Source organism: Taibaiella chishuiensis (assembly GCF_003014535.1).
Taxonomy (GTDB): Bacteria; Bacteroidota; Bacteroidia; order Chitinophagales; family Chitinophagaceae; genus Taibaiella; species Taibaiella chishuiensis.
The window spans coordinates 113,948-132,777 of record NZ_PYGD01000003.1; the positions used below are offsets into that span (position 1 = coordinate 113,948).

The window sequence follows — 18,830 nt, forward strand, 5'->3', positions numbered from 1 at the left end:
AGGCCTTATCGCTTGTTCCCGTTTTTTATGCGCCTTGTTCCGGTTGCTGGTGCAACAGTTTTACCATCATGTGCAGGATATTCCAGAGGGCAAAGAGGTCGGCGCCCGGGCTGGTATACAGGAGGTGTTGGTTGCCTTGTTTATCGGTAACGATCAGCTCATGCCAGGTTCGTTTATCATGGTTGTCGTCCCTGTAAATCCGGAGTTTTGATTTCGAGGTATCCTCAAAGCCCGGCGGTGACAGGCTATCGATTACAGACAGGTTGCAGGTGGTCATGGCGCCCTGGTCAAAGCCAATTACCTGCCGCGTACAGACCAGGGTCCAGGCGCCTGCAGGTGTGCTGAAAAAGAGGACGGGCAAACCGCAGCCTGTGCTGTCGATATCACTTTCCAGGGATAGACGGTTGGCTACCGGCAGGTCGGCATAATAAAAAGCGCTTGTACCGGGAAGGCCACTCCTGGCGGCTTTCCAGCATATTTTTTTATAAAGAAAATCATCTGTCCTGGTCATAGTAACGGGTATGTTTACCGGCACCGTTTAGGGCGCCTGTTTCCCTTTTGCCGCAATGTAGCTATTTATCCAATGTTCTCAATGCACGCCGTATAATGTACGTGGTTGCGGGTGTATCGCTTTCCCGCTGCCACTGCCAGCAAAGGTCGCGTACAAAATCCGGCCGGGTTTTGCTGGCATCGTTCAGCCAATTGCCGACACTGTCGCGTACATAACGGGAGGGATCGGCGCGTAGCGGTGTCAACAGGGCTAAGGCCATTTCGGGTTGTTGTTTCAATAGCTCTATATGGGCGCACCATACGCCGCGGGGTCTTGTCGCTTCGGTGGCGAAGCGGCGTATATTGGCGTCTGCAGCAGTTGTCCAGGTAGCCAGTATGCCGATGCTTTCCTGCAGCTGTGCGGTTATGGCGGGCCGTACCGCCATCCAGCCGATCTCCCTTACGCCGAAATGTTCGTCGGCAGCGAAAAGCTGTATTCGGTGCAGCTTTTCGGTTATGTCCAGTGCGGGGTCTTTGCCTACCAGATAAGCGCCCCAGCAACGCACCAAGTCGGCGGTATGGGTAAACAGGGCCGGTATGATCTGCTCATCCCGGTGCTCGCGTATTTGCCTGAGCAATGCCGTGCCGATGGCTTCGTTAATGGTATTGACCGTTTTTTTCTGCAGATGTGCGATCGCTGTTGTTACCGGTTGGTAGTACTGCATACGGTCCAGCTGCTTTAAAAGTTGTTCCAGTAAAACAACCTGGTCTACGGCAAGCCATTCTACCAGGTTGGCCGTGGGTATTGCGCCCTGGTTCAGTTGCGCGCGTAGTTGCGGTGTAATGTCCCCGACCGACCGGGCGCCCTTCCTTTTTTCTGTGCTCATGATACCTGCTCTTGGTTGCGGCTTGTACGCCTGTTGCTTATAATGGGTATTTTTGCAAAGTTTCAAAAAGCGACCGATACCTGCAATACCGCATATCCAGGTCACTATGGGATAAAAAAGTCAATCTTATGCATACCAAGGCTGCTACCATAACAGAAAAAATCTGTCCGCTCGAATTTGCGGTCAATGCAATCAGCGGTAAATGGAAAATACCGATCGTATGGCAGATCAACGAAGGCAAGAAGCGCCCCAGTGAGCTTTTAAGGGGCATAGGCAAGGTGGATAGACGCGTGCTGAACCAGCAATTGAAAGAGCTGGAAGAAGCGGGTATCCTGTCTAAAGAGATCTTTAAGGAATTGCCGCCACGCGTGGAGTATACCCTTACGCCGCTTGGCCAGCAACTGGTAGCCGTGCTGTGGCAGCTGAACGACTGGGGCAAAATCCTGTTGGATAAGCAGGATGTAGTAGCAGGATAATCAAGAACCCTTCAGGATGGCTACTGCCAAATGCGCCTCTGCGGCGGACAAAAGCCGGTTACGATATCCATCATTTCGAGCAGCAGGTCTTCCCTTTGCTCGCCGGCTGCAGCCCGGACGCCGGCGCGTAACGACTCCAGCAGCGTATACGCCTGTTCGCTGCTGAGTCCTTTATCTTTCATTTCGACCAGCAGTGCATAACCCTGTGTGTGCGGTTCTGCAGACGCCAGGGCTCGTGTTATCCTGTTCTGCCAGGATCCGGGTGTTTCCTGCATGGTCTTGATTTAGTAAACGTATTATTGCTTTACGGCTACGAAATTAAGCCCGAAGAAGAAGTATTCTTTCCGGAAGCTGCTCTTGCGCTGGATCTCCTGCTCCTTGCGCAGCAATTGATCGGGATTGGCATTGCGGTAACGGAAGGGCAGGAAGTAGCGCACATACTGCACCGAAGCGGTATCGATATTGAATTTATTATGTTGCATCAGCTCCGACCAGGTTTTGAGACTGCGTATATTTTCGTTACCGATCAGGATATCTTTCTGCAGCTTTTCATCCCATTGTTTAATTATGCGTTTATTGCCACGGTACTTATAGAGTTTGGCGTTTTGAATAATATTACTGCCATTCTCTTCTACCGCTATAATGCGGCCACCGGGCCTCAGGGCATTATGAAAGATATGCAGGGCATCGTTGATAGGCTCAAGATGGTGCAGGGTATCCTGTACGATAATGGTGTCATAACTGCCCGTTGCAGGCGGGTTATCGAACAGGTTTTCGTAAGAGCAGGTAAACAGCGAAGCTTCGCCGAATTGGTTCCAGTATTCATAACGGCGGGCCACCGTCTCAAAATAAAACTCCAGGGTAGTGCCGTGTGTTTTAATGCCGTTCATGGCGAGGAAAAGACAGGTAGTGCCATAACCCGAACCGCAATCCCATACCGACGATGCTGGGTCCTGCACCTGGCGGGCGATAAAGCGCAGCCGTTCTAAAAAGTAGTTTTTCCTGAAATGAAAAGAAGATTCTTTCCCGAGAAATTTATAGTAACGATGCATTTCTTCTCGCTGTTCCAGTTCTTTAAGGAATAGATCGAAAAAACGTTCGGGAGTCATAAGCATGTGGCCGCAGGTATTTTATGCAAATCTAATGAAACAAAGACTATTTATCAGCCTAAGTTTTCGAGTAAGTAGTGTTTAAAGGCTTTATAAGTTTTATCCATGGCTATGTAGTTTCCCGCTTGTTCTTCCTCAGGCCGGGCAGAGAGGAACTTAGCGGGATGTGCCGTTTCGAGAAACAGCCCTTTCCGTCCTATTTGCAGTTCCTGAGCCTTTTCCAGTGCGGCAAATCCTACCGCACCATGAGGGTCAAGCAGGTAATCGTACCGGTTGTAGGCCTGTTTTATGGCATTCCTGGTTTGGTCATCACTTATGCTATACCCGCTCACTACATCTTTAAGCCCGGAGTACTGATTGTGGTAAAGGGCTAATAGGCGCACGAAGTTGTTGGGGGCGCTTACGTCCATAGCACTGGATAAGGTGTGTTTTACGGGGCCGGTCTGATAGTGCCCGGAGGCAAGATAATCCGGCACGGCGGCATTGGCGTTACAGGCTGCGATAAAGCCCTCAGCAGGTAGCCCTGAAAGATGGGCTAAAACGCCGGCACTAATATTTCCGAAGTTGCCACTGGGCACCGATATCAACGGTGGCGCTTGCTTTTCCGGCCATTGTTTCCACGCAAGGAAATAGTAAATCTGTTGCGGAAGCCAACGGGCAATATTAATGGAGTTGGCAGAGGTCAATATTCTCTTTTGTCTTAGCGCTTCGTCTGCAAAGGCCTGCTTGACCAGTGCCTGGCAATCGTCAAAGGTGCCTTCAATTGCCAGTGCGTTTATATTGCCGCCAGGCCCGGTGATCTGGGCTTCCTGTACTGTACTTATTTTCCGGGAAGGGTAGAGTATGACAACTTCGATGCCGGGTACATTGTGGAAGGCATGCGCAACAGCCCCGCCGGTATCGCCGCTGGTTGCCGTAAGTACTATTGCTTTTTGCTTTGCTCCCCTCAGAAAATAACCGAGGCAGCCACTCATAAAACGTGCGCCGATATCTTTAAAAGCCTGAGTAGGACCGTGGAACAGTTCCATGGAAAAAATATTTTCAGACAGGGGGATTAACGGCATCGGGAAACTTAACGTTTCTTCTATGATACGCTGTAATATCTTTTCCGGTAAAGCGTGCTCGGTATAAGGCCGCATAATGTCGATGCCTATTGCGATATCGCTACGTGTTTCTATTGTTTTTATCCATGCTTCAGGCAGCCTGGGTAAAGCGGCCGGGAAATAAAGTCCTTTGTCTCGGGCCTGTCCGCTTATAACTGCTTCCCTGAAATCTGACCCGGGCGCTTCCCGGTTCAAGCTATAGTAATACATATTGTTGTTTTATTGTGATCAACTTGTTGTTTTAGAACGTTGAGGCGGTGATGCCCTGGGTATTAAGTGCTGTAACATAACAGTGGAAGTCAATGCCAAGTTTGTCATAGACATCGCCCATGTAGCCGGCTATGTCTTGTGCTGTCTGTTCCTCTTTGCTGAGCATAAAGATGGAGGGGCCACTACCGGAGATGCCTCCGCCGAGGCAGCCTATGGCTTTGCCTGCATCTTTAATTTTTTGAAAGCCGGGTATTAAAATACTTCGTGTCGGTTCTATAATCTCGTCCGAAAGGCTGTTGCCGATCAGGTTATAGTCATTACGGAACAGCCCGGCCACAAGCCCGGCAATATTCCCCCATTGTTTGATGGCGGTTTTAAGCAGTACTTCCTTGCGTAATATTTGCCTGGCATCGCTGGTCCTGACCTCTATCTGCGGATGTACAACCGTAATATGAAGGGGCGGAGCGGGCAGGGGTATTATATCCAGCGGATGAGCTGAGCGTACAAGGGTAACGCCGCCATAGATACATGGGGCTACGTTGTCGGCATGTTTTACGCCGCTGGCTACCTTTTCGCCGTACATGGCGAAGGTGACCAGTTCTTCTTTGCTGAAAAGATCATCTAATAAAAGGTTGGCTGCTACTACAGCCCCTGCACTGCTTGCCGCACTGCTGCCCAGGCCGCTGCCGGGTTTTATTTTTTTGTCGGTAACTAGTTCAAACCCGATATGCGGGTAGGGTTTCTTCAGCTCCGGCCGCAATTCGTAAGCTTTGATAAGCGCTGTAAGTGCGGCTCCGGCTACATTGTCCGCTACCGATTCGGGGAGCGGATAAATACCGGTATTTTTTAGCACAATGCGCTCTTCGTCGAGTAAGGTAAGATGCATCACATCAAAGGGCGCATTAATAGCCATACCCAGTATGTCGAAACCACATACCAGGTTAGCTATGGTCGCAGGTGCTTTTATTGTTATTTTTTTGAGAGGAGGCATGTTGAAAGGTTTTAGGAAGTTGATTTTTTAGCGGGCTGCCCTGAGTATGTCGGCGAAAATGCCGGATGCGGTTACTGCGGCACCCGCCCCCGCACCTTGAATCACAAGCGGCTGCTGGCCGTAGCGTTCTGTATAATAAAGTACAATATTGTCTTTTTCGGATAGGTGATACATGGCTGTATCAGGCACTATATGCTGAAGACCTACGCTCGCTTTACCATGTTCCAGGCAAGCTACAAGTTTTAGCTTATGACCTGCAATCGCGGCTGTATTATACAGGGAGCGGAAATACGTTTCCTGCTCTAGCAAAGTGTCGTAGAATTCTTCAACTGTACCTTGCATACAAACGGCAGGCAGGAAGCTGGTATTGATTACTTCACCTGCCTCAAGGGCGTTGCCTGCCTCCCGGGCTAATATCAGTATCTTACGTGCTACGTCCTGTCCACTGAGATCGAGCCTGGGGTCGGGTTCCGTAAGACCCGCAACCTGCGCTTCTTTTACGATATGAGCGAAGGGGCGGCTGCCATCATAATGATTGAATACGAAATTGAGCGTGCCACTCAATACCGCTTCTATTTTCAACAGGCGGTCGCCGCTGCGGATAAGATCATTAAGGGTATTGATAACCGGAAGCCCGGCGCCGACATTGGTTTCGAAAAAAAAAGGGGTATTGTAGGCTGCTGCGGTTTTTTTTTGCTGCAGGTAATGCTTATAGGTGCCAGAGCAGGCTATTTTGTTACAGGCTATAACGCCGATGCTTTTTTCGAGCAATCGCGTATAAGTCATAGCAACGTTTTCGCTCGCCGTAACATCGGCAAATACGCTGTTGCGCAGGTTCTTTTTTATAATTGCATCCGGAAATGAAAGCGTAGCGTCGGAAGGGGCATCTTCAAGTAAGGATTGCCAATGGTCAAGGTCTATGCCGTCTTCATCTATCAGTATCTTACGGCTGTTGGCGAGGCCCGTAACGTTGATGTGCAGGTTCATGGTCCGTTCGAGATAACTGTTTTGATTTTTTATCAGCTCCAGCAGTTTGCTGCCTACATTGCCGGTTCCGGAGAGGAAAAGATTAATTTGTTTACAAGATCCTTCAAAGAACTGCTCATGCAGTACATTGATTGCCTTTTTGGTATCAGATGAAGCGATGATTACAGATATGTTTCTTTCCGAGGCTCCCTGGGCAATGGCGCGTATATTGATCCCGTTATGGCCCAACACGCCAAACATGCCGCCGCTAATACCATGCCTGCTTTTCATTTGCTCCCCTACCAGTGCAACAATCGAAAGCTCATTTTCAACAATAAGTTCCTTTACATACCCGATGCTGATTTCATAAGCAAATTCTTTATTCACCGCTATTTTCGCACTTTCGGCCGCTTCTGTTTCTATTGCGGCACATATCGTGTGTTCCGATGATCCCTGGGTGATCATAATTATATTGATCTCTTTGTTGCTGAGTGCCTCAAACAACCTCCGGGCAAAACCCGGTACGCCTATCATACCACTGCCTTCAAGACTGATAAGGGTAACCCGGTCTTTACTACTGATGCCCTTTATGAGACTATCGTCGGTTGCGTCGGTTGCTGTAAACGGAGCTATAAACGTACCTGTATTGCCCGGATCAAAAGTGTTTTTGATATAGGTGGGAATATTTTGTCGCATAACCGGCAGCAGGGTAGGAGGGTAAATTATACCGGCACCGAAATGGGAGAGTTCCATAGCATCTTCATAACTGATGCGGGAAATGCTACGCGCATGTTTTACATAGCGGGGATCAGCAGTTTGTATCCCGTTTACATCACTCCATATTTCCAAGACCGTTGCATTTACAGCCGATGCCAGTATAGCAGCGGTATAGTCGCTGCTGTTTCGCCCAAGTGTAGTGGTAACACCCCGTTCGTCAGCAGCAATAAAACCGGGTACGATAATCAGCCTGCAAGTTTGTTGCTGCATAAAATCCTGGATTAACCGGTTGGTCGCTGTAAAGTCAACCGCGGCGCAACCATGCCGGGAATTTGTTCTGATGAGTTCCCTGCTGTCCTTCCACAGGCATGCGGTACCATTTTGGCAAAAGGCCGCTGCAAGAATGTGGGAGGATAAAAGCTCGCCATAAGCCGCAAGCCTGTCAGACGTGTGTGGTGAGAATTCACCCAGGATAAGGATGCTGTTTGTCAGGTCTTCTATCTCGTTACATAATACCTTTACCTCACTTAAGGTGCTGCTTTGATGGGTAACCGGAATTAGTGCTTGTACACTTTCCAGGTGGCGGTGCTCTATCGTTTTTACGATCCTGGCATATTCTTGCGAACCTGACGCTGCCAGTTGTCCTGCTTGTATCAGGGATGCTGTAATGCCTTTGAATGCCGAAACAACTACAAGCAATTTATGCTGATCCGGGTGGTTTCGTATAATATTCATTACCTGGGTAATATTGACCGGCCGGGCCATAGAACTGCCACCGAATTTTAAGACTTTCATAGTAATCCAATATTAAAAGGGTGAAAACGAAAATAGTTTCCTGTTGATATCGGGCCCTTGCCCTTAATGGATAATATGAGAAGACACAACCCTTAACGGGTTGTTGTGGTAGCAGCTGTTGCTGTACCAAAGGAGAAAGAAGATGCTATGTGTGAAATGGCTTTCAACGGTACAAACATAATCAAAATGCTCGAACGCAAAAGTTAATTAATGAAAATTACCCGGTTCGTTTTAAGTAAAGACGGAATGCAGCAGTATTACAATTTGCTATTATGGCTGGTTGCCAGAGGTTCAAAAAAAGAACGGCATCCATTGGGATGCCGTTCTTTTTATCGTATGTCATGATCCTAACTCTTACAGGTGTTGACCATGGCAGGATTTGTATTTTTTACCGCTACCGCAAGGGCAAGGATCGTTACGTCCTATCTTAGGCTCAGCCATTATGGGCTGGCGTTTTACAGGGGCATCCATTACCGGCTCCTGGTAGTAATCATTTTCATCGGCAGCATAGTCCTGTCCCGCTGCGTCGATCTGTGCTTTATTGTCGTACATCTCGCTCATGTCGGTACGCTGCGGTGGCATCTGTGCTACCTGTGGCGGCGCTTCCTGCATCGGTATGCCGGAACGGAACAGGAAGGACATAATGTTCTGGTTGGTTTCGAGCAGTACGTTCTTGAACAGGTTGAAAGCTTCGAACTTGTAGATCAGCAGCGGGTCTTTCTGTTCGTAAGAGGCCATCTGTACCGAGTGACGCAGGTCGTCCATTGCACGCAGGTGGTCTTTCCAGGCTTCGTCGATCATCAGCAGGGTGATGTTACGTTCCAGGCCTTCTACCACGGGACGCGCTTCGCGGGCTACTGCTTCTTTCAGGTTGATGTACAGCTGTATGCCTTTAACGCCGTCGGTAAAGGGTATCACGATGTTTTCCACGCGACCGCCCTGTTGCTCGTCGATCTGTACAAACTGCGGATGGATGTGTTCCCGCAGGCTGTCCATCTTACGGTGGTAGAAGTCTTTAGCCTGGTGGTACAGTTTGTCGCTGGCACTGTTGCTGTCTTTCAGGTCTTCTGCGGTCATTTCGGGCTCGATAGCCAGGTGTTTTACCACTTCCAGTTTAAAGGCTTCGATATCGCCGTTGTACTGGCCGGCCAGGCTGCTGCACACATCAAACAGGGCAGCGTCGAGGTCGATGGCAAGACGTTCTCCGAACAGGGCATGACGACGGCGTTTGTAGATGGCGTTACGTTGTGCGTTCATCACGTCATCGTATTCCAGCAGGCGTTTACGGATGCCGAAGTTATTTTCTTCTACTTTTTTCTGTGCACGTTCGATCGATTTGGTGATCATGCTGTGCTGCAGTACTTCGCCTTCTTTATGGCCCATACGGTCCATCATAGCGGCAATACGTTCAGAGCCGAAGAGGCGCATCAGCTCATCTTCGAGCGATACAAAGAACTGGGAGGTACCCGGATCGCCCTGGCGACCGGCACGACCACGCAACTGGCGGTCTACACGGCGGCTTTCGTGGCGCTCTGTACCGATAATGGCCAGGCCACCGGCTTCTTTCACACCTGCACCCAGCTTGATATCCGTACCACGACCGGCCATATTGGTAGCGATGGTTACCGCACCGGACAGACCGGCTTCGGCTACTACCTGGGCTTCACGGGAGTGTTGCTTGGCGTTAAGTACGTTATGCGGTATCTTCTTTTGCTGCAGCATACGGCCGAGCAATTCGGACACCTCTACGGAGGTAGTACCCACCAGTACGGGGCGGCCTACGCTGCGCAGGGCTTCGATCTCGTCGATGACGGCTTTATATTTCTCCCGTTTGGTTTTGTAAACCAGGTCCTGGCGGTCATTACGGGATATCGGCAGGTTGGTAGGGATGGTTACTACATCCAGTTTGTAGATCGACCAGAACTCGCCCGCTTCTGTTTCCGCGGTACCAGTCATACCACACAGCTTATGGTACATACGGAAGTAGTTCTGCAGGGTCACGGTGGCAAAGGTTTGTGTAGCCGCTTCTACGGTTACATTCTCCTTGGCTTCGATCGCCTGGTGCAGGCCATCGCTATAGCGGCGGCCTTCCATGATACGGCCGGTCTGCTCATCTACGATTTTTACTTTTTCGTCCATCACCACATACTCCACGTCTTTTTCGAACAGGGTATAGGCTTTCAGCAATTGCTGTACGGAGTGGATACGGTCGGCCTTGGCTGCATATTCCTGCAGTACGGCGTCTTTGCGTTGTAATTTTTCTTCCTGGGCTAAGTCGGCGCGTTCGATAACCGCCAGCTCGGTGCCGATGTCGGGCAGTATAAAGAACTGGGCGTCTTCGCCGGCGCCGGTAATCAGGGCGATACCTTTTTCGGTAAGATCAACGCTGTTTTGTTTTTCGTCGATATAGAAGTAAAGCTCTTCGTTTACTTTCGGCATATGACGCTGCTGTTCGCCGATGTAATGGTTCTCGGCTTTCTGCAGGATCTGTTTGTTACCTTCTTCACTCAGGTATTTAATGATCGCTGAGTTTTTGGGTAAACCCCTGAAGGCGCGATACAGCTGCAGACCGCCCGTTTCTTTATCTGACTTGCCGTCGGCGATCAGTTTTTTAGCTTCGGTAAGGGCCTGGTTGACCACGCGGCGCTGGGCTTCCAGCAGTTTTTCGATACGGGGTTTCAGGATATGGAACTGTTGTTCGTCGCCTTTAGGTACCGGGCCGGAAATAATCAGCGGGGTACGGGCGTCATCGATCAGTACGCTATCCACCTCATCCACCATGGCGAAGTGATGTTTGCGCTGCACCATTTCTTCGGGGCTGTGCACCATGTTATCCCTCAGGTAGTCGAAGCCGAATTCGTTATTGGTACCGTAGGTCAGGTCGGCCAGGTAAGCCTTGCGCCGCTGCGGCGAGTTAGGTTGGTGTTTATCGATACAGTCTACGGTCAGACCCAGCCATTCGAACACGGGGCCGTTCCATTCCTGGTCACGACGGGCCAGGTAGTCATTCACCGTTACTACGTGTACGCCACGCCCGGTAAGGGCATTGAGGTAAGCCGGCAGGGTAGATACCAGCGTTTTACCTTCACCCGTTGCCATTTCGGCAATTTTACCTTGGTGCAGTACCGTACCACCGATCAGCTGTACGTCGTAGTGCTGCATATTCCAGGTTACTTCTACGCCTGCGGCGCTCCAGTTGTTATTATAGATTGCCTGGTCGCCTTCGATACGCAGGTAGTCGCGGGTTTCGGCCAGTTCTTTGTCCAGCTCGGTAGCTGTAGATACGACTTCGGTATTGTTTTTAAAACGGCGAGCCGTTTCTTTTACTACGGCAAAGGCTTCGGGTTGGATCTGCTCCAGTATCTCTTCGAGTACTTCGTTGCTCCTCTTTTCCAGTTTATCTACTTCGTCGTAGATCGCTTCTTTGGCATGGATATCCATATCCGGATCGGCTTCCGCCTCTGCTTTTTTAGCAGCGATCTGGTTGGTAATATCGGCCAGGTGCGCCTGGATACGCTCCCTGAATTCTACTGTTTTAAGACGCAGCTGGTCGTTGGTCAGCGAGGCATAACTTTCGAAGTGATTATTGATCTCTTTAATCAGCGGCATGATCTTTTTTACGTCTTTCTCAGACTTGCTGCCGCCAAACATTTTGGATATGAAACCTAACATGGCTTGAATTTTGGAATTTTAATGGATGGTGTGTTAAAAAAACAGATCGGGCAAAAATGGCCGGTTCTATTCTCTTAAAATCCTGTTCCTGCTTGCAATTCCTGCCCTTTCGTCAATAAGCGGGGCATAATAGCGTGTTGCTGTAGGTTGATATGCGATAACCGGTTCGGCCGTTGTCAACAACTGTACCGGGAGACCAAATATTGAGGTCGATACAGTTCCTTTATAGTCCTTATCGAAAATAAGATAAACGGTAATGGCATCGCCACTGCCGGTAGGGCGGGTGGCTATTTTGAATTTGCCGGTCTGCAGGCCTTTATCCCGCAATACTTTCGACAGTTCGAAGGTAAACTCGGGGCCATATACCGTGGCTGCTTCGGCCAGGTCTGCCGAATGGCTTATGGTGATCTCATGACCTTCCTGTCCTGGTCCCTGTGCCTTTGCCCTGTTACACGAGGTAACGGTTGCGATAGTAGTAATCGCAACGAGGAAAGTAAAATAAGAGACTCTTTTAATGGTCATGATCAGGTATAAATACTGCCAGAATAAGATGTAAATCAAAATTCATGCAAAATTGGCCCCAACTGCCATATAGGCACGTCTTCGGGCGTACAAAGGTAACGAAACCATGGGTAAATATTAAATTATAATAGCTGTGTGGGTATTACAAAAGCAAATTGCGGCAGATTAAGGGCTGCCGCAATTTATGTATTTGTGTATTGTTTATGTGATTTATGCCTTCTGCAATTTTATAAATCGCTATTTGGTTAATACCATACGTTTGGAGTCCGCTTCCTGGCCGTTTACGATTAACGAATAAATGTACATACCGGGCGACAGTGCTGCGCCATCGATTATTACGCTGCCCTTACCTCTTGCCGTTACCGGTATTTCTTTAAGCAGACTGCCCTGCAGGTTAAAGATATACAGCGAAGCCGCAGCGACATTTTGCGGTAGGAAATAGCTGATCTCGGTTTTCGCCGAAAAAGGATTAGGGCTATTCTGGTACAGCTTTACACCGGTGGCATGGGTTGCGCTGCCGTCGTTTTCCTGCCTGGCCTGCGTGCAGCAGGTATTCACGATGGTGTTGAGCTGTGTTTTCATTGTGGCTATTTCGGTTTCCTGGGCGGCCACTATTTTTTGCAGTAGCTCGGTCTGCCGGCTAAGGGCATCCAGGGCCCCTGTTTTTTCTGCAATTTGTCCCTGCTGTTCTTTCATTGCTTCGATCAGCACCGGGATCAGGCCGATGTAATTTACCGACAATATACCCTTGGTGTCGATTTTGACCAGTTCCGGGAATACCTTTTGTACTTCCTGTGCTATTACACCGTATTCCACTGCGGTAGGCGATGTTGCGGTTGCCTTTCTTTCCGGGCTATTGAAGTATACGTCTTTCTCGTAGCGTTTGCCATTAAGTTTACTGATGTTCTGGAGCGCATGCTCCAATGGCGTAATGTTTTTCTTCAGACGCTGGTCGGAGGTTTTTAAGTAATCACCGCTGATGCGTATATCGCCGGTTACCTCCAGGGGGAATTGCGGATCCATATTGCCGATGCCAACTTTTGCCGTTGTGGCACTTATAAACAGGCTGGCTCCATTCCAGGTGCCGGTGCCCGTTTTGAAGCCACCGATCGCGAAATCATTTTTGTCGTAGGTAAGCGTCATGATATCGGGTGTATACCCCCAGTTGCTGGTAATAGTACCTCCGCGGCCCAGGTAGCCGGTAGTCGTAGTGCCGATTTTTATTTCATAGGTACTCGCGGTAATGTCCCCGCCTACATTCAAGGGGGCGCCTTCGGTTGCCGGAGTGCCGACAACCACACTGCCATTGCTGTTTACTTTTAATTGTGCGCCGGCGTAAATACTGTTGAGGCACAGGAGTACGATAATCGATTTTTTCATGATATTTAGTTTGAAATGGTTTTGAATTATTGGATGAGGTAAGTGCTGCCGGTTTCGACGTTTACATGGGTAGTCATTTTTACTTTTTCGCCGGCTTTAAAACGGATGTTGGCCTGGTCGTTGATGTTGACCTCGCCGGCGGTGCGGGTGGGCACAGCTACCTCTTTACCGATATAGATGTTTTTACCCACGATGTATTGATCGCCGGTCAGGACCTCGTTCTGTATATATACATCCCGGTCTATGGTATTCAACATGCCAATGCCGGTAACTGTTGTTGTAGTTGGGCTGGCCATGCAATTACTGTTGTCGGGCAGCCCTGCTTTAACGCCAGCCTGGTAACCCGGTACAAAATTGAGAAAGCTGTGATAGCCGCTGAGCTTGAGTTTTAGCCCGGTTTCTATACAACAGTATGCGCCACTGTCAAAGGTTACGGAGTGGGCGCCCGACAAAGTGAAGGAATCCCTGAAGCGCAGGGTGCCGCCGTTTTCCACGAGGATGTTTTTGCCGGTTACTTCGGTACCTTTTAAATACAAGTACTCGTTGTCGTGTACCACGAAATTCTTCAGGGCATTATTGCCTTTATTGATGGCTGCTATGTATAAGAGCGAGTCGCCGCTGCCATACCTGTACCTGGGGTTCAACCCATCGTATTTATGGGCTTGTGTGGCATTATCGAGCCATATGCTTTCGTACTCCTCCCATTGCCATACATACCTGATGTCGGGAAATTCGGTAGCGTATTTATATTGATCCTGCAGTTCTGTTGTGTTGAAAAAACGGGCCGGGCTCTCGGCCGGGTACAGTGCAGAGTTTACGGGGCGGGCATACGAAGCATAGGCGCGTAGTACATTGTTGCGATAAAGAGTTTTTGCTGTGGCGGTGCTGAAATAATTTTCTGCAAAATCGAAAGAGGCACGGGCTTTCATAAAGTCATTTCTCGTTTTATGGTAATAGGTTTGTTCCTGGCCGTCTATGATCTCGATACGCGAACCCTGTGCCGCTTCCAGCATGCCTTCCAGGAAATGTACGCCAAGTCCCGGGTGGGTACGCAGGTAGTTATGGTACACTTTATAATCCAGGGAATTGACGAAATCGTGATGAATGGACGAAGGGCCTGTAGTCAATATTATTTTTGCGTCCGGGAAATTGTTTTTTATTGCTGTAAGTATCTCTGCTCCGCGTTGTTTTACATCGACGAGGATTTTTGCGATATCAGCCCGTTTAGCGGTATCCAATATGGCATAATAAAAGTGGGATGTGTCCGCCCATTCTGTAAACACGCCATAATAATAAGGAACAAGTTTCTGCGGGCCCGTGGGTGTGTTGGCCATGCTGGTAGCAGGATCCCACCAGTAGATGTATTGTGCCGGTTGCGGGAAGAGATCCTCTATGCTGTGCTGGTTATCGTTGGCCTGATCGATACGGCAAAAAGCGTGGGTAGAGCCATTTCTCAAGTCGTAAGTGGCAAACTGTCTGCAATAGAATAAGAGGTTGAAGTTTTCCGGGCCGCCATACATTTCGGTATCGAGTATAATGCCTTCCAGGCCGCTGGCCTTCGCAATCCTGGCTGCAGCACCCAGGTTGGTTATCATTTTGCCCCAATTAACGGTGTCACTCCAGGATATCCAATTCTGATCGAACAAAGTCAGCATCATAAAATTGCTTTTAAACTTTGCGAAGTTGCAGGCGGACATATCGGCTACGGCGCTATCGTAGTTGGCATCAAGGATCGTGTTGGCAGGGTTAAATACCGAGAAACAAAGTTCGCCCGGTGCGCCCCTTCCGCCCAGCATCCCCGGGGCGCCGGGGGTATCCAGGTTGTTGGGGAGAAAACTGATGCTTAACCCTTCGTAAGGCACCCGGTTTTCCCAACTTGTATACTGGTTGCGCAACATACGCGTGTCGGGACCATACTTCGAAAAGTTGAGCAACCTGGGCTGTGCACGGCCAAAGACCGGCAACAGCAAGAGCACGTATAAACATAGTGTCGGTAATGTGTTGTTGGATTTCATAAAATGCGAGTTTGCCACAAAAATGAAAAAAATAAATGCGGTTGTAACCGGTGCTATGTTATTTTAAAATGCATGAACAGGTTGCTTGTTTTAGTTGTATATTTATTTGTACTAATTTGAAAAAAATAAAAGATTTTATTTTTGTATTCTTAAAAAAGTATTTATGTTTGTGTCATCAATCGCGGTTGCTTATCGCATTGTGGCGAAACTGTTTTTATATTTAGCAAGAACGAAGGCTGTACTTAAAACCTGAGAGCTTTTATTTACCCACGGCCACCGGTATACGCTAGGTTCACGATAGCATCGTGGCGTTTGGCATCTACTTGTGGGAGGGTTTCTCAGGGCCTTAGTACGAGTGGTGTAAAAACGTCCACGATGTTTTTTTATGCCTTTCTTTTTCCCTGCTATCCATTTTAAGTTTACCTGTAGTATAAGCGTTCCTATCCAACTCCCAGGCGGAGGTACGCTTATGTAGCAACTACACGCATGCCGCAATTCATTGCGGTTATTACCTCACTACCAGCTATACTTTGCAAGCGGGCCTCCGGCCCGGTATTGTAAGCGTTACGAACGTAATGCTCACCGTATGCACCTGTTCCTGCCCGGAACCTGCGCACTATACGGAACGGAAAAGGATTGTGAATACCTCATCTTAAAAGACCTATATGGAAAGGGAATACCTCAACAGCTTTATCCTCGAGCTCGATCCGGCCGAGGCGGTGAAAAAAGTGCTGTACCCGGAATACGATCTGGCGGTCATGGCTGCACAACCATGTTGCTACACCTCCGTGATCATAGCAACAGCGACAACGCCTGCACCGGTGTACACGTATGTTTTTACCACCGGTTAAATTATTTGTATCGCGGCCGTATACAAACACAGGAAGACACGCCCGTAACCTGGATAAATCGGCGTACGCTGAATCTGCCCTATGGCGTAAAGACAAGGGCCGTTAAAATGTATTGTAACCCATGAAACTTGAATCTTTGAATGCTCCGGCTTTTGCGCCGCTCGCTCCTGGTTTGATGGCCCATGTGCTGGGTGGTACCCCCACCTCGGGCTATATGGTAGACCTGCCTGGCGGTGTTAAATTCAGGTGCGCATCCGACTGTACCGAAATCGATGGCAACGGCAATTTCTATGCCGAATTCTACGACGCACATGGTTGCCTGATCAGGACCTATATGTACAAGAATTAGCCTTTGAGCCGGAACGGGTACCTGTAAACCCGTTCCGGTGTTTTAAATCATTAAAAGCAAGCAATATGATAAAGTATTTCCGGACCGGGCTTGTACTATTTTTACTCGTGTCCGCTTATAGCCTGCGGGCAAGCCCTGGCAAGGGTCTGCGGTATGCTGCGCTAAAAAATAAAGCGGAGTTATGTATCCTGGATAGCAACTATACCGGCGCCTTACACTATTACCGGGCTGCCTTTGCCTGTCACCCCGCCGCGCAGCGCGATCTTTACAATGCCTTTATTGCAGCTTATTACTGCAGGGATTCTGCTATGGCAAAGGCTTACTACAACGAAATGGTTGCCCTGGGCCAGACCGCGCAAAGGCTTTCTACGCTTAGGTTTGGCCGTTTGCACCGCAACGAGCCGCTGTATCGCTGGCTGGAGCGCGATTACGAAGCGTTGCATGCAAGGGCGCTCGGGAGCCCGGTTGCAGCCTATGCTGCGGTTATGGATTCGGTATTTGATGCCGACCAGGCCGTAAGGGTCAATTACCAGCACCTGAGCCCGGAGGAAATAAAAGTGATGATCGCCCGGGACTCGGTCAATATCACCTTCCTGAAAAATCTTATCGCAAGCCACGGATTCCCGGGGTACCGGCAAACAGGTCTTTTCGACCGGGCTACGGAAGGCTGGGTGCATGGTAACTCCGCGATCTTCTTCCTGCTGTGGCACAGCCGCAACCTGAGCACCGAACTCGATACGGAAATGATAGCGGCTGTACATGCAGGCGATCTGCCGCCGGAAGATTATGCCCTCATCATGGATTCAAGAACGCACGAAAACCGCTATGGAAGCCGGCCACCGGGTTATAATGTTCAGGCTGAGGTGACCTTCGACCTGCTGCCTGATACGGCAGAAGCCGCTATCGACCGGCACCGGGCCGGGCTGGGTTTGTGCAACCTGGCGGACTACAGGCGCAAGCTGGTCTTCCAGCACAGGGGTAGTGTTTTTTATTTTTTTTCGGGTATGCATATGGCGCTTGCCCTATCTTTTTTACCGATACAATAAGTACCCTTACCATGAATAAAAAGAAACTCCTGGTGCAAAGCAGCAGTACCGATGCCTCAACCAACGATGTACTCGATTGGCTGTATTACTTGTCCGGGGGAGATTATGCTGTAGTGCGGCTCAACGATACGGGCTATATACGGTCTGTTACCGTACAGATGAATAACCGGGAGCAACGGATATGCCTGGCTACCCAGGACCGCGAACTGTACCTGGACGAGCTGGATAGCCGCTGGTACCGCCGCGGCCGGCTTTCCTTACCGGCTGCAACTTTTACCAAAACAGACGCTGAAACCTTTGCCCTGGCTTTACATACCCGGCGTTATGTAGATGCGGAAACGGATGTGGTCTGCAATTTTATAGAAAATAACCTGGACCGGTATACGGCTAGCCTGAACAGGCAGGCTGACGACGGGATCAATAAACTGGACCTGCTGCAACTGGCTGCCGAACTGGGGATCAGTATACCGGATACCCTGGTGACGAATGAACGGCAAGCCTTGCTGGCCTTTGGTTTGAAGTATCCGATGCTGGTGACCAAATCGTTGGGGCGTAATGCTTTTACCTGTCCGCTGGAGCAGGCCGGGTCGGTAAAGCTGGGTATGGGTACAGTATTGATAAATGCCGCCGATATCAATACGCTATATGCCGCAGCCGGTGGCCCGCTGGCATTGCCGGCGTTGTACCAGCAATATGTAGATAAGCAACTGGAGTTGCGCATATTTTACCTGGACGGGGCATTTTACCCGATGGCGATCTTCTCGCAGGCAGATGCGCGCACGCGTGTCGATTTCCGGCACTACGACCCGGCGCGGCCTAACCGCTGCGTACCCTATCAATTGCCTGAGCCCGTGGAACGCAAGCTGGATGCGCTGATGCAACATGCCGGTCTTACCAGTGGCTCTGTAGATATGATCCTGACGCCGGATAACGATTATGTTTTCCTGGAAGTGAACCCTGTAGGGCAATTCCAATGGCTGGCGCGTAATTGTAATTATGATATCGACCGGCAGATAGCCGCTTACCTTTTAAACGGATATGATGATGAATAACCCTGATCTTAAAATACGGGTGGCGGACTGGCTGGACCAGAACCGTGGAGCCCTTCCCTTAAACAGCCTGCACTGGGAACCCTTGTTGGTACCGCCTGCCAGCGGCGGGCCGGATGCCTTAACCCATTGCCTGGGCAAGTACGATGCCCGGGTACAACAAACCGACTTTTTTTACAAAGCGATTTCAAAAATACCCTGAT

17 protein-coding genes are annotated in these 18,830 nt (G+C 49.6%); 6 read left to right on the top strand and 11 right to left on the bottom strand.

Annotation, left to right across the window (positions count from 1 at the left end):
• Positions 1–25: 25 nt before the first annotated feature.
• Entirely contained in the window at positions 26–511 is a 486-nt protein-coding gene (locus tag B0I18_RS10765; RefSeq protein ID WP_106522713.1) for a hypothetical protein, read from the bottom strand.
• 61 nt (positions 512–572) lie between these two features.
• A complete protein-coding gene (locus B0I18_RS10770; protein WP_106522714.1) occupies positions 573–1,376 on the bottom strand; it encodes a DNA alkylation repair protein in 804 nt (267 codons plus the stop codon).
• Positions 1,377–1,504: 128 nt separating this feature from the next.
• Here B0I18_RS10770 and B0I18_RS10775 point away from each other — a divergent pair, with 128 nt between their 5' ends.
• Positions 1,505–1,852, top strand: a complete 348-nt coding sequence (locus B0I18_RS10775) for a winged helix-turn-helix transcriptional regulator (protein WP_106522715.1) — start codon at positions 1,505–1,507, stop codon at positions 1,850–1,852.
• Between the two features lie 20 nt (positions 1,853–1,872).
• Here B0I18_RS10775 and B0I18_RS10780 read toward each other — a convergent pair whose 3' ends face one another.
• From B0I18_RS10780 to B0I18_RS10820, 9 genes are all read right to left on the bottom strand, one after another.
• On the bottom strand, positions 1,873–2,127 hold the full coding sequence (locus tag B0I18_RS10780) for a hypothetical protein (protein WP_106522716.1): 255 nt from the start codon (positions 2,125–2,127) through the stop codon (positions 1,873–1,875).
• Positions 2,128–2,148: 21 nt separating this feature from the next.
• Entirely contained in the window at positions 2,149–2,967 is an 819-nt protein-coding gene (locus tag B0I18_RS10785) for a class I SAM-dependent methyltransferase (protein WP_106522717.1), read from the bottom strand.
• Between the two features lie 47 nt (positions 2,968–3,014).
• Positions 3,015–4,274, bottom strand: a complete 1,260-nt coding sequence (gene thrC / locus B0I18_RS10790) for a threonine synthase (RefSeq protein WP_106522718.1) — start codon at positions 4,272–4,274, stop codon at positions 3,015–3,017.
• Positions 4,275–4,305: 31 nt separating this feature from the next.
• Positions 4,306–5,265: a homoserine kinase gene (locus B0I18_RS10795; protein ID WP_106522719.1), complete on the bottom strand. Its 960-nt coding sequence runs from the start codon at positions 5,263–5,265 to the stop codon at positions 4,306–4,308.
• A 27-nt stretch (positions 5,266–5,292) separates the two neighbouring features.
• Positions 5,293–7,743 (bottom strand): bifunctional aspartate kinase/homoserine dehydrogenase I, encoded by a 2,451-nt coding sequence (gene thrA / locus B0I18_RS10800; RefSeq protein WP_106522720.1) that lies wholly within the window; start codon positions 7,741–7,743, stop codon positions 5,293–5,295.
• Positions 7,744–8,097: 354 nt separating this feature from the next.
• A complete protein-coding gene (secA, locus tag B0I18_RS10805) occupies positions 8,098–11,415 on the bottom strand; it encodes a preprotein translocase subunit SecA (protein ID WP_106522721.1) in 3,318 nt (1,105 codons plus the stop codon).
• A gap of 66 nt (positions 11,416–11,481) precedes the next feature.
• Positions 11,482–11,976, bottom strand: coding sequence for a hypothetical protein (locus B0I18_RS10810; protein WP_106522722.1), 495 nt, complete (start codon positions 11,974–11,976; stop codon positions 11,482–11,484).
• 198 nt (positions 11,977–12,174) lie between these two features.
• Positions 12,175–13,317 carry a tail fiber domain-containing protein gene (locus B0I18_RS10815; RefSeq protein ID WP_106522723.1) on the bottom strand — a complete coding sequence of 381 codons (1,143 nt, stop codon included), beginning with the start codon at positions 13,315–13,317 and terminating at the stop codon, positions 12,175–12,177.
• 26 nt (positions 13,318–13,343) lie between these two features.
• Positions 13,344–15,332 (bottom strand): hypothetical protein, encoded by a 1,989-nt coding sequence (locus B0I18_RS10820; protein WP_146146715.1) that lies wholly within the window; start codon positions 15,330–15,332, stop codon positions 13,344–13,346.
• Between the two features lie 665 nt (positions 15,333–15,997).
• Between B0I18_RS10820 and B0I18_RS10825 the strand changes: the two genes are divergently transcribed.
• From B0I18_RS10825 to B0I18_RS10845, 5 genes are all read left to right on the top strand, one after another.
• Positions 15,998–16,183: a hypothetical protein gene (locus B0I18_RS10825; RefSeq protein WP_106522725.1), complete on the top strand. Its 186-nt coding sequence runs from the start codon at positions 15,998–16,000 to the stop codon at positions 16,181–16,183.
• A 121-nt stretch (positions 16,184–16,304) separates the two neighbouring features.
• A complete protein-coding gene (locus tag B0I18_RS10830) occupies positions 16,305–16,532 on the top strand; it encodes a hypothetical protein (RefSeq protein ID WP_106522726.1) in 228 nt (75 codons plus the stop codon).
• A gap of 65 nt (positions 16,533–16,597) precedes the next feature.
• Positions 16,598–17,578 (top strand): hypothetical protein, encoded by a 981-nt coding sequence (locus B0I18_RS10835; RefSeq protein ID WP_106522727.1) that lies wholly within the window; start codon positions 16,598–16,600, stop codon positions 17,576–17,578.
• A gap of 11 nt (positions 17,579–17,589) precedes the next feature.
• Positions 17,590–18,630: a grasp-with-spasm system ATP-grasp peptide maturase gene (gwsG, locus tag B0I18_RS10840; protein ID WP_106522728.1), complete on the top strand. Its 1,041-nt coding sequence runs from the start codon at positions 17,590–17,592 to the stop codon at positions 18,628–18,630.
• Positions 18,620–18,829, top strand: coding sequence for a hypothetical protein (locus tag B0I18_RS10845; RefSeq protein WP_146146716.1), 210 nt, complete (start codon positions 18,620–18,622; stop codon positions 18,827–18,829). The genes gwsG and B0I18_RS10845 overlap by 11 nt, the downstream gene beginning before the upstream one ends.
• Position 18,830 lies beyond the last annotated feature (1 nt).

Coding starts and splice junctions, on each gene's coding strand:
- B0I18_RS10830 (WP_106522726.1), top strand. CDS start 16,305: ATGAAACTTGAATCTTTGAATGCTCCGGCTTTTGCGCCGCTCGCTCCT.
- B0I18_RS10770 (WP_106522714.1), bottom strand. CDS start 1,376: ATGAGCACAGAAAAAAGGAAGGGCGCCCGGTCGGTCGGGGACATTACA.
- B0I18_RS10845 (WP_146146716.1), top strand. CDS start 18,620: ATGATGAATAACCCTGATCTTAAAATACGGGTGGCGGACTGGCTGGAC.
- thrA (WP_106522720.1), bottom strand. CDS start 7,743: ATGAAAGTCTTAAAATTCGGTGGCAGTTCTATGGCCCGGCCGGTCAAT.
- B0I18_RS10785 (WP_106522717.1), bottom strand. CDS start 2,967: ATGCTTATGACTCCCGAACGTTTTTTCGATCTATTCCTTAAAGAACTG.
- secA (WP_106522721.1), bottom strand. CDS start 11,415: ATGTTAGGTTTCATATCCAAAATGTTTGGCGGCAGCAAGTCTGAGAAA.
- B0I18_RS10815 (WP_106522723.1), bottom strand. CDS start 13,317: ATGAAAAAATCGATTATCGTACTCCTGTGCCTCAACAGTATTTACGCC.
- thrC (WP_106522718.1), bottom strand. CDS start 4,274: ATGTATTACTATAGCTTGAACCGGGAAGCGCCCGGGTCAGATTTCAGG.
- gwsG (WP_106522728.1), top strand. CDS start 17,590: ATGAATAAAAAGAAACTCCTGGTGCAAAGCAGCAGTACCGATGCCTCA.
- B0I18_RS10765 (WP_106522713.1), bottom strand. CDS start 511: ATGACCAGGACAGATGATTTTCTTTATAAAAAAATATGCTGGAAAGCC.
- B0I18_RS10775 (WP_106522715.1), top strand. CDS start 1,505: ATGCATACCAAGGCTGCTACCATAACAGAAAAAATCTGTCCGCTCGAA.
- B0I18_RS10820 (WP_146146715.1), bottom strand. CDS start 15,332: ATGAAATCCAACAACACATTACCGACACTATGTTTATACGTGCTCTTG.
- B0I18_RS10825 (WP_106522725.1), top strand. CDS start 15,998: ATGGAAAGGGAATACCTCAACAGCTTTATCCTCGAGCTCGATCCGGCC.
- B0I18_RS10795 (WP_106522719.1), bottom strand. CDS start 5,265: ATGCCTCCTCTCAAAAAAATAACAATAAAAGCACCTGCGACCATAGCT.
- B0I18_RS10835 (WP_106522727.1), top strand. CDS start 16,598: ATGATAAAGTATTTCCGGACCGGGCTTGTACTATTTTTACTCGTGTCC.
- B0I18_RS10780 (WP_106522716.1), bottom strand. CDS start 2,127: ATGCAGGAAACACCCGGATCCTGGCAGAACAGGATAACACGAGCCCTG.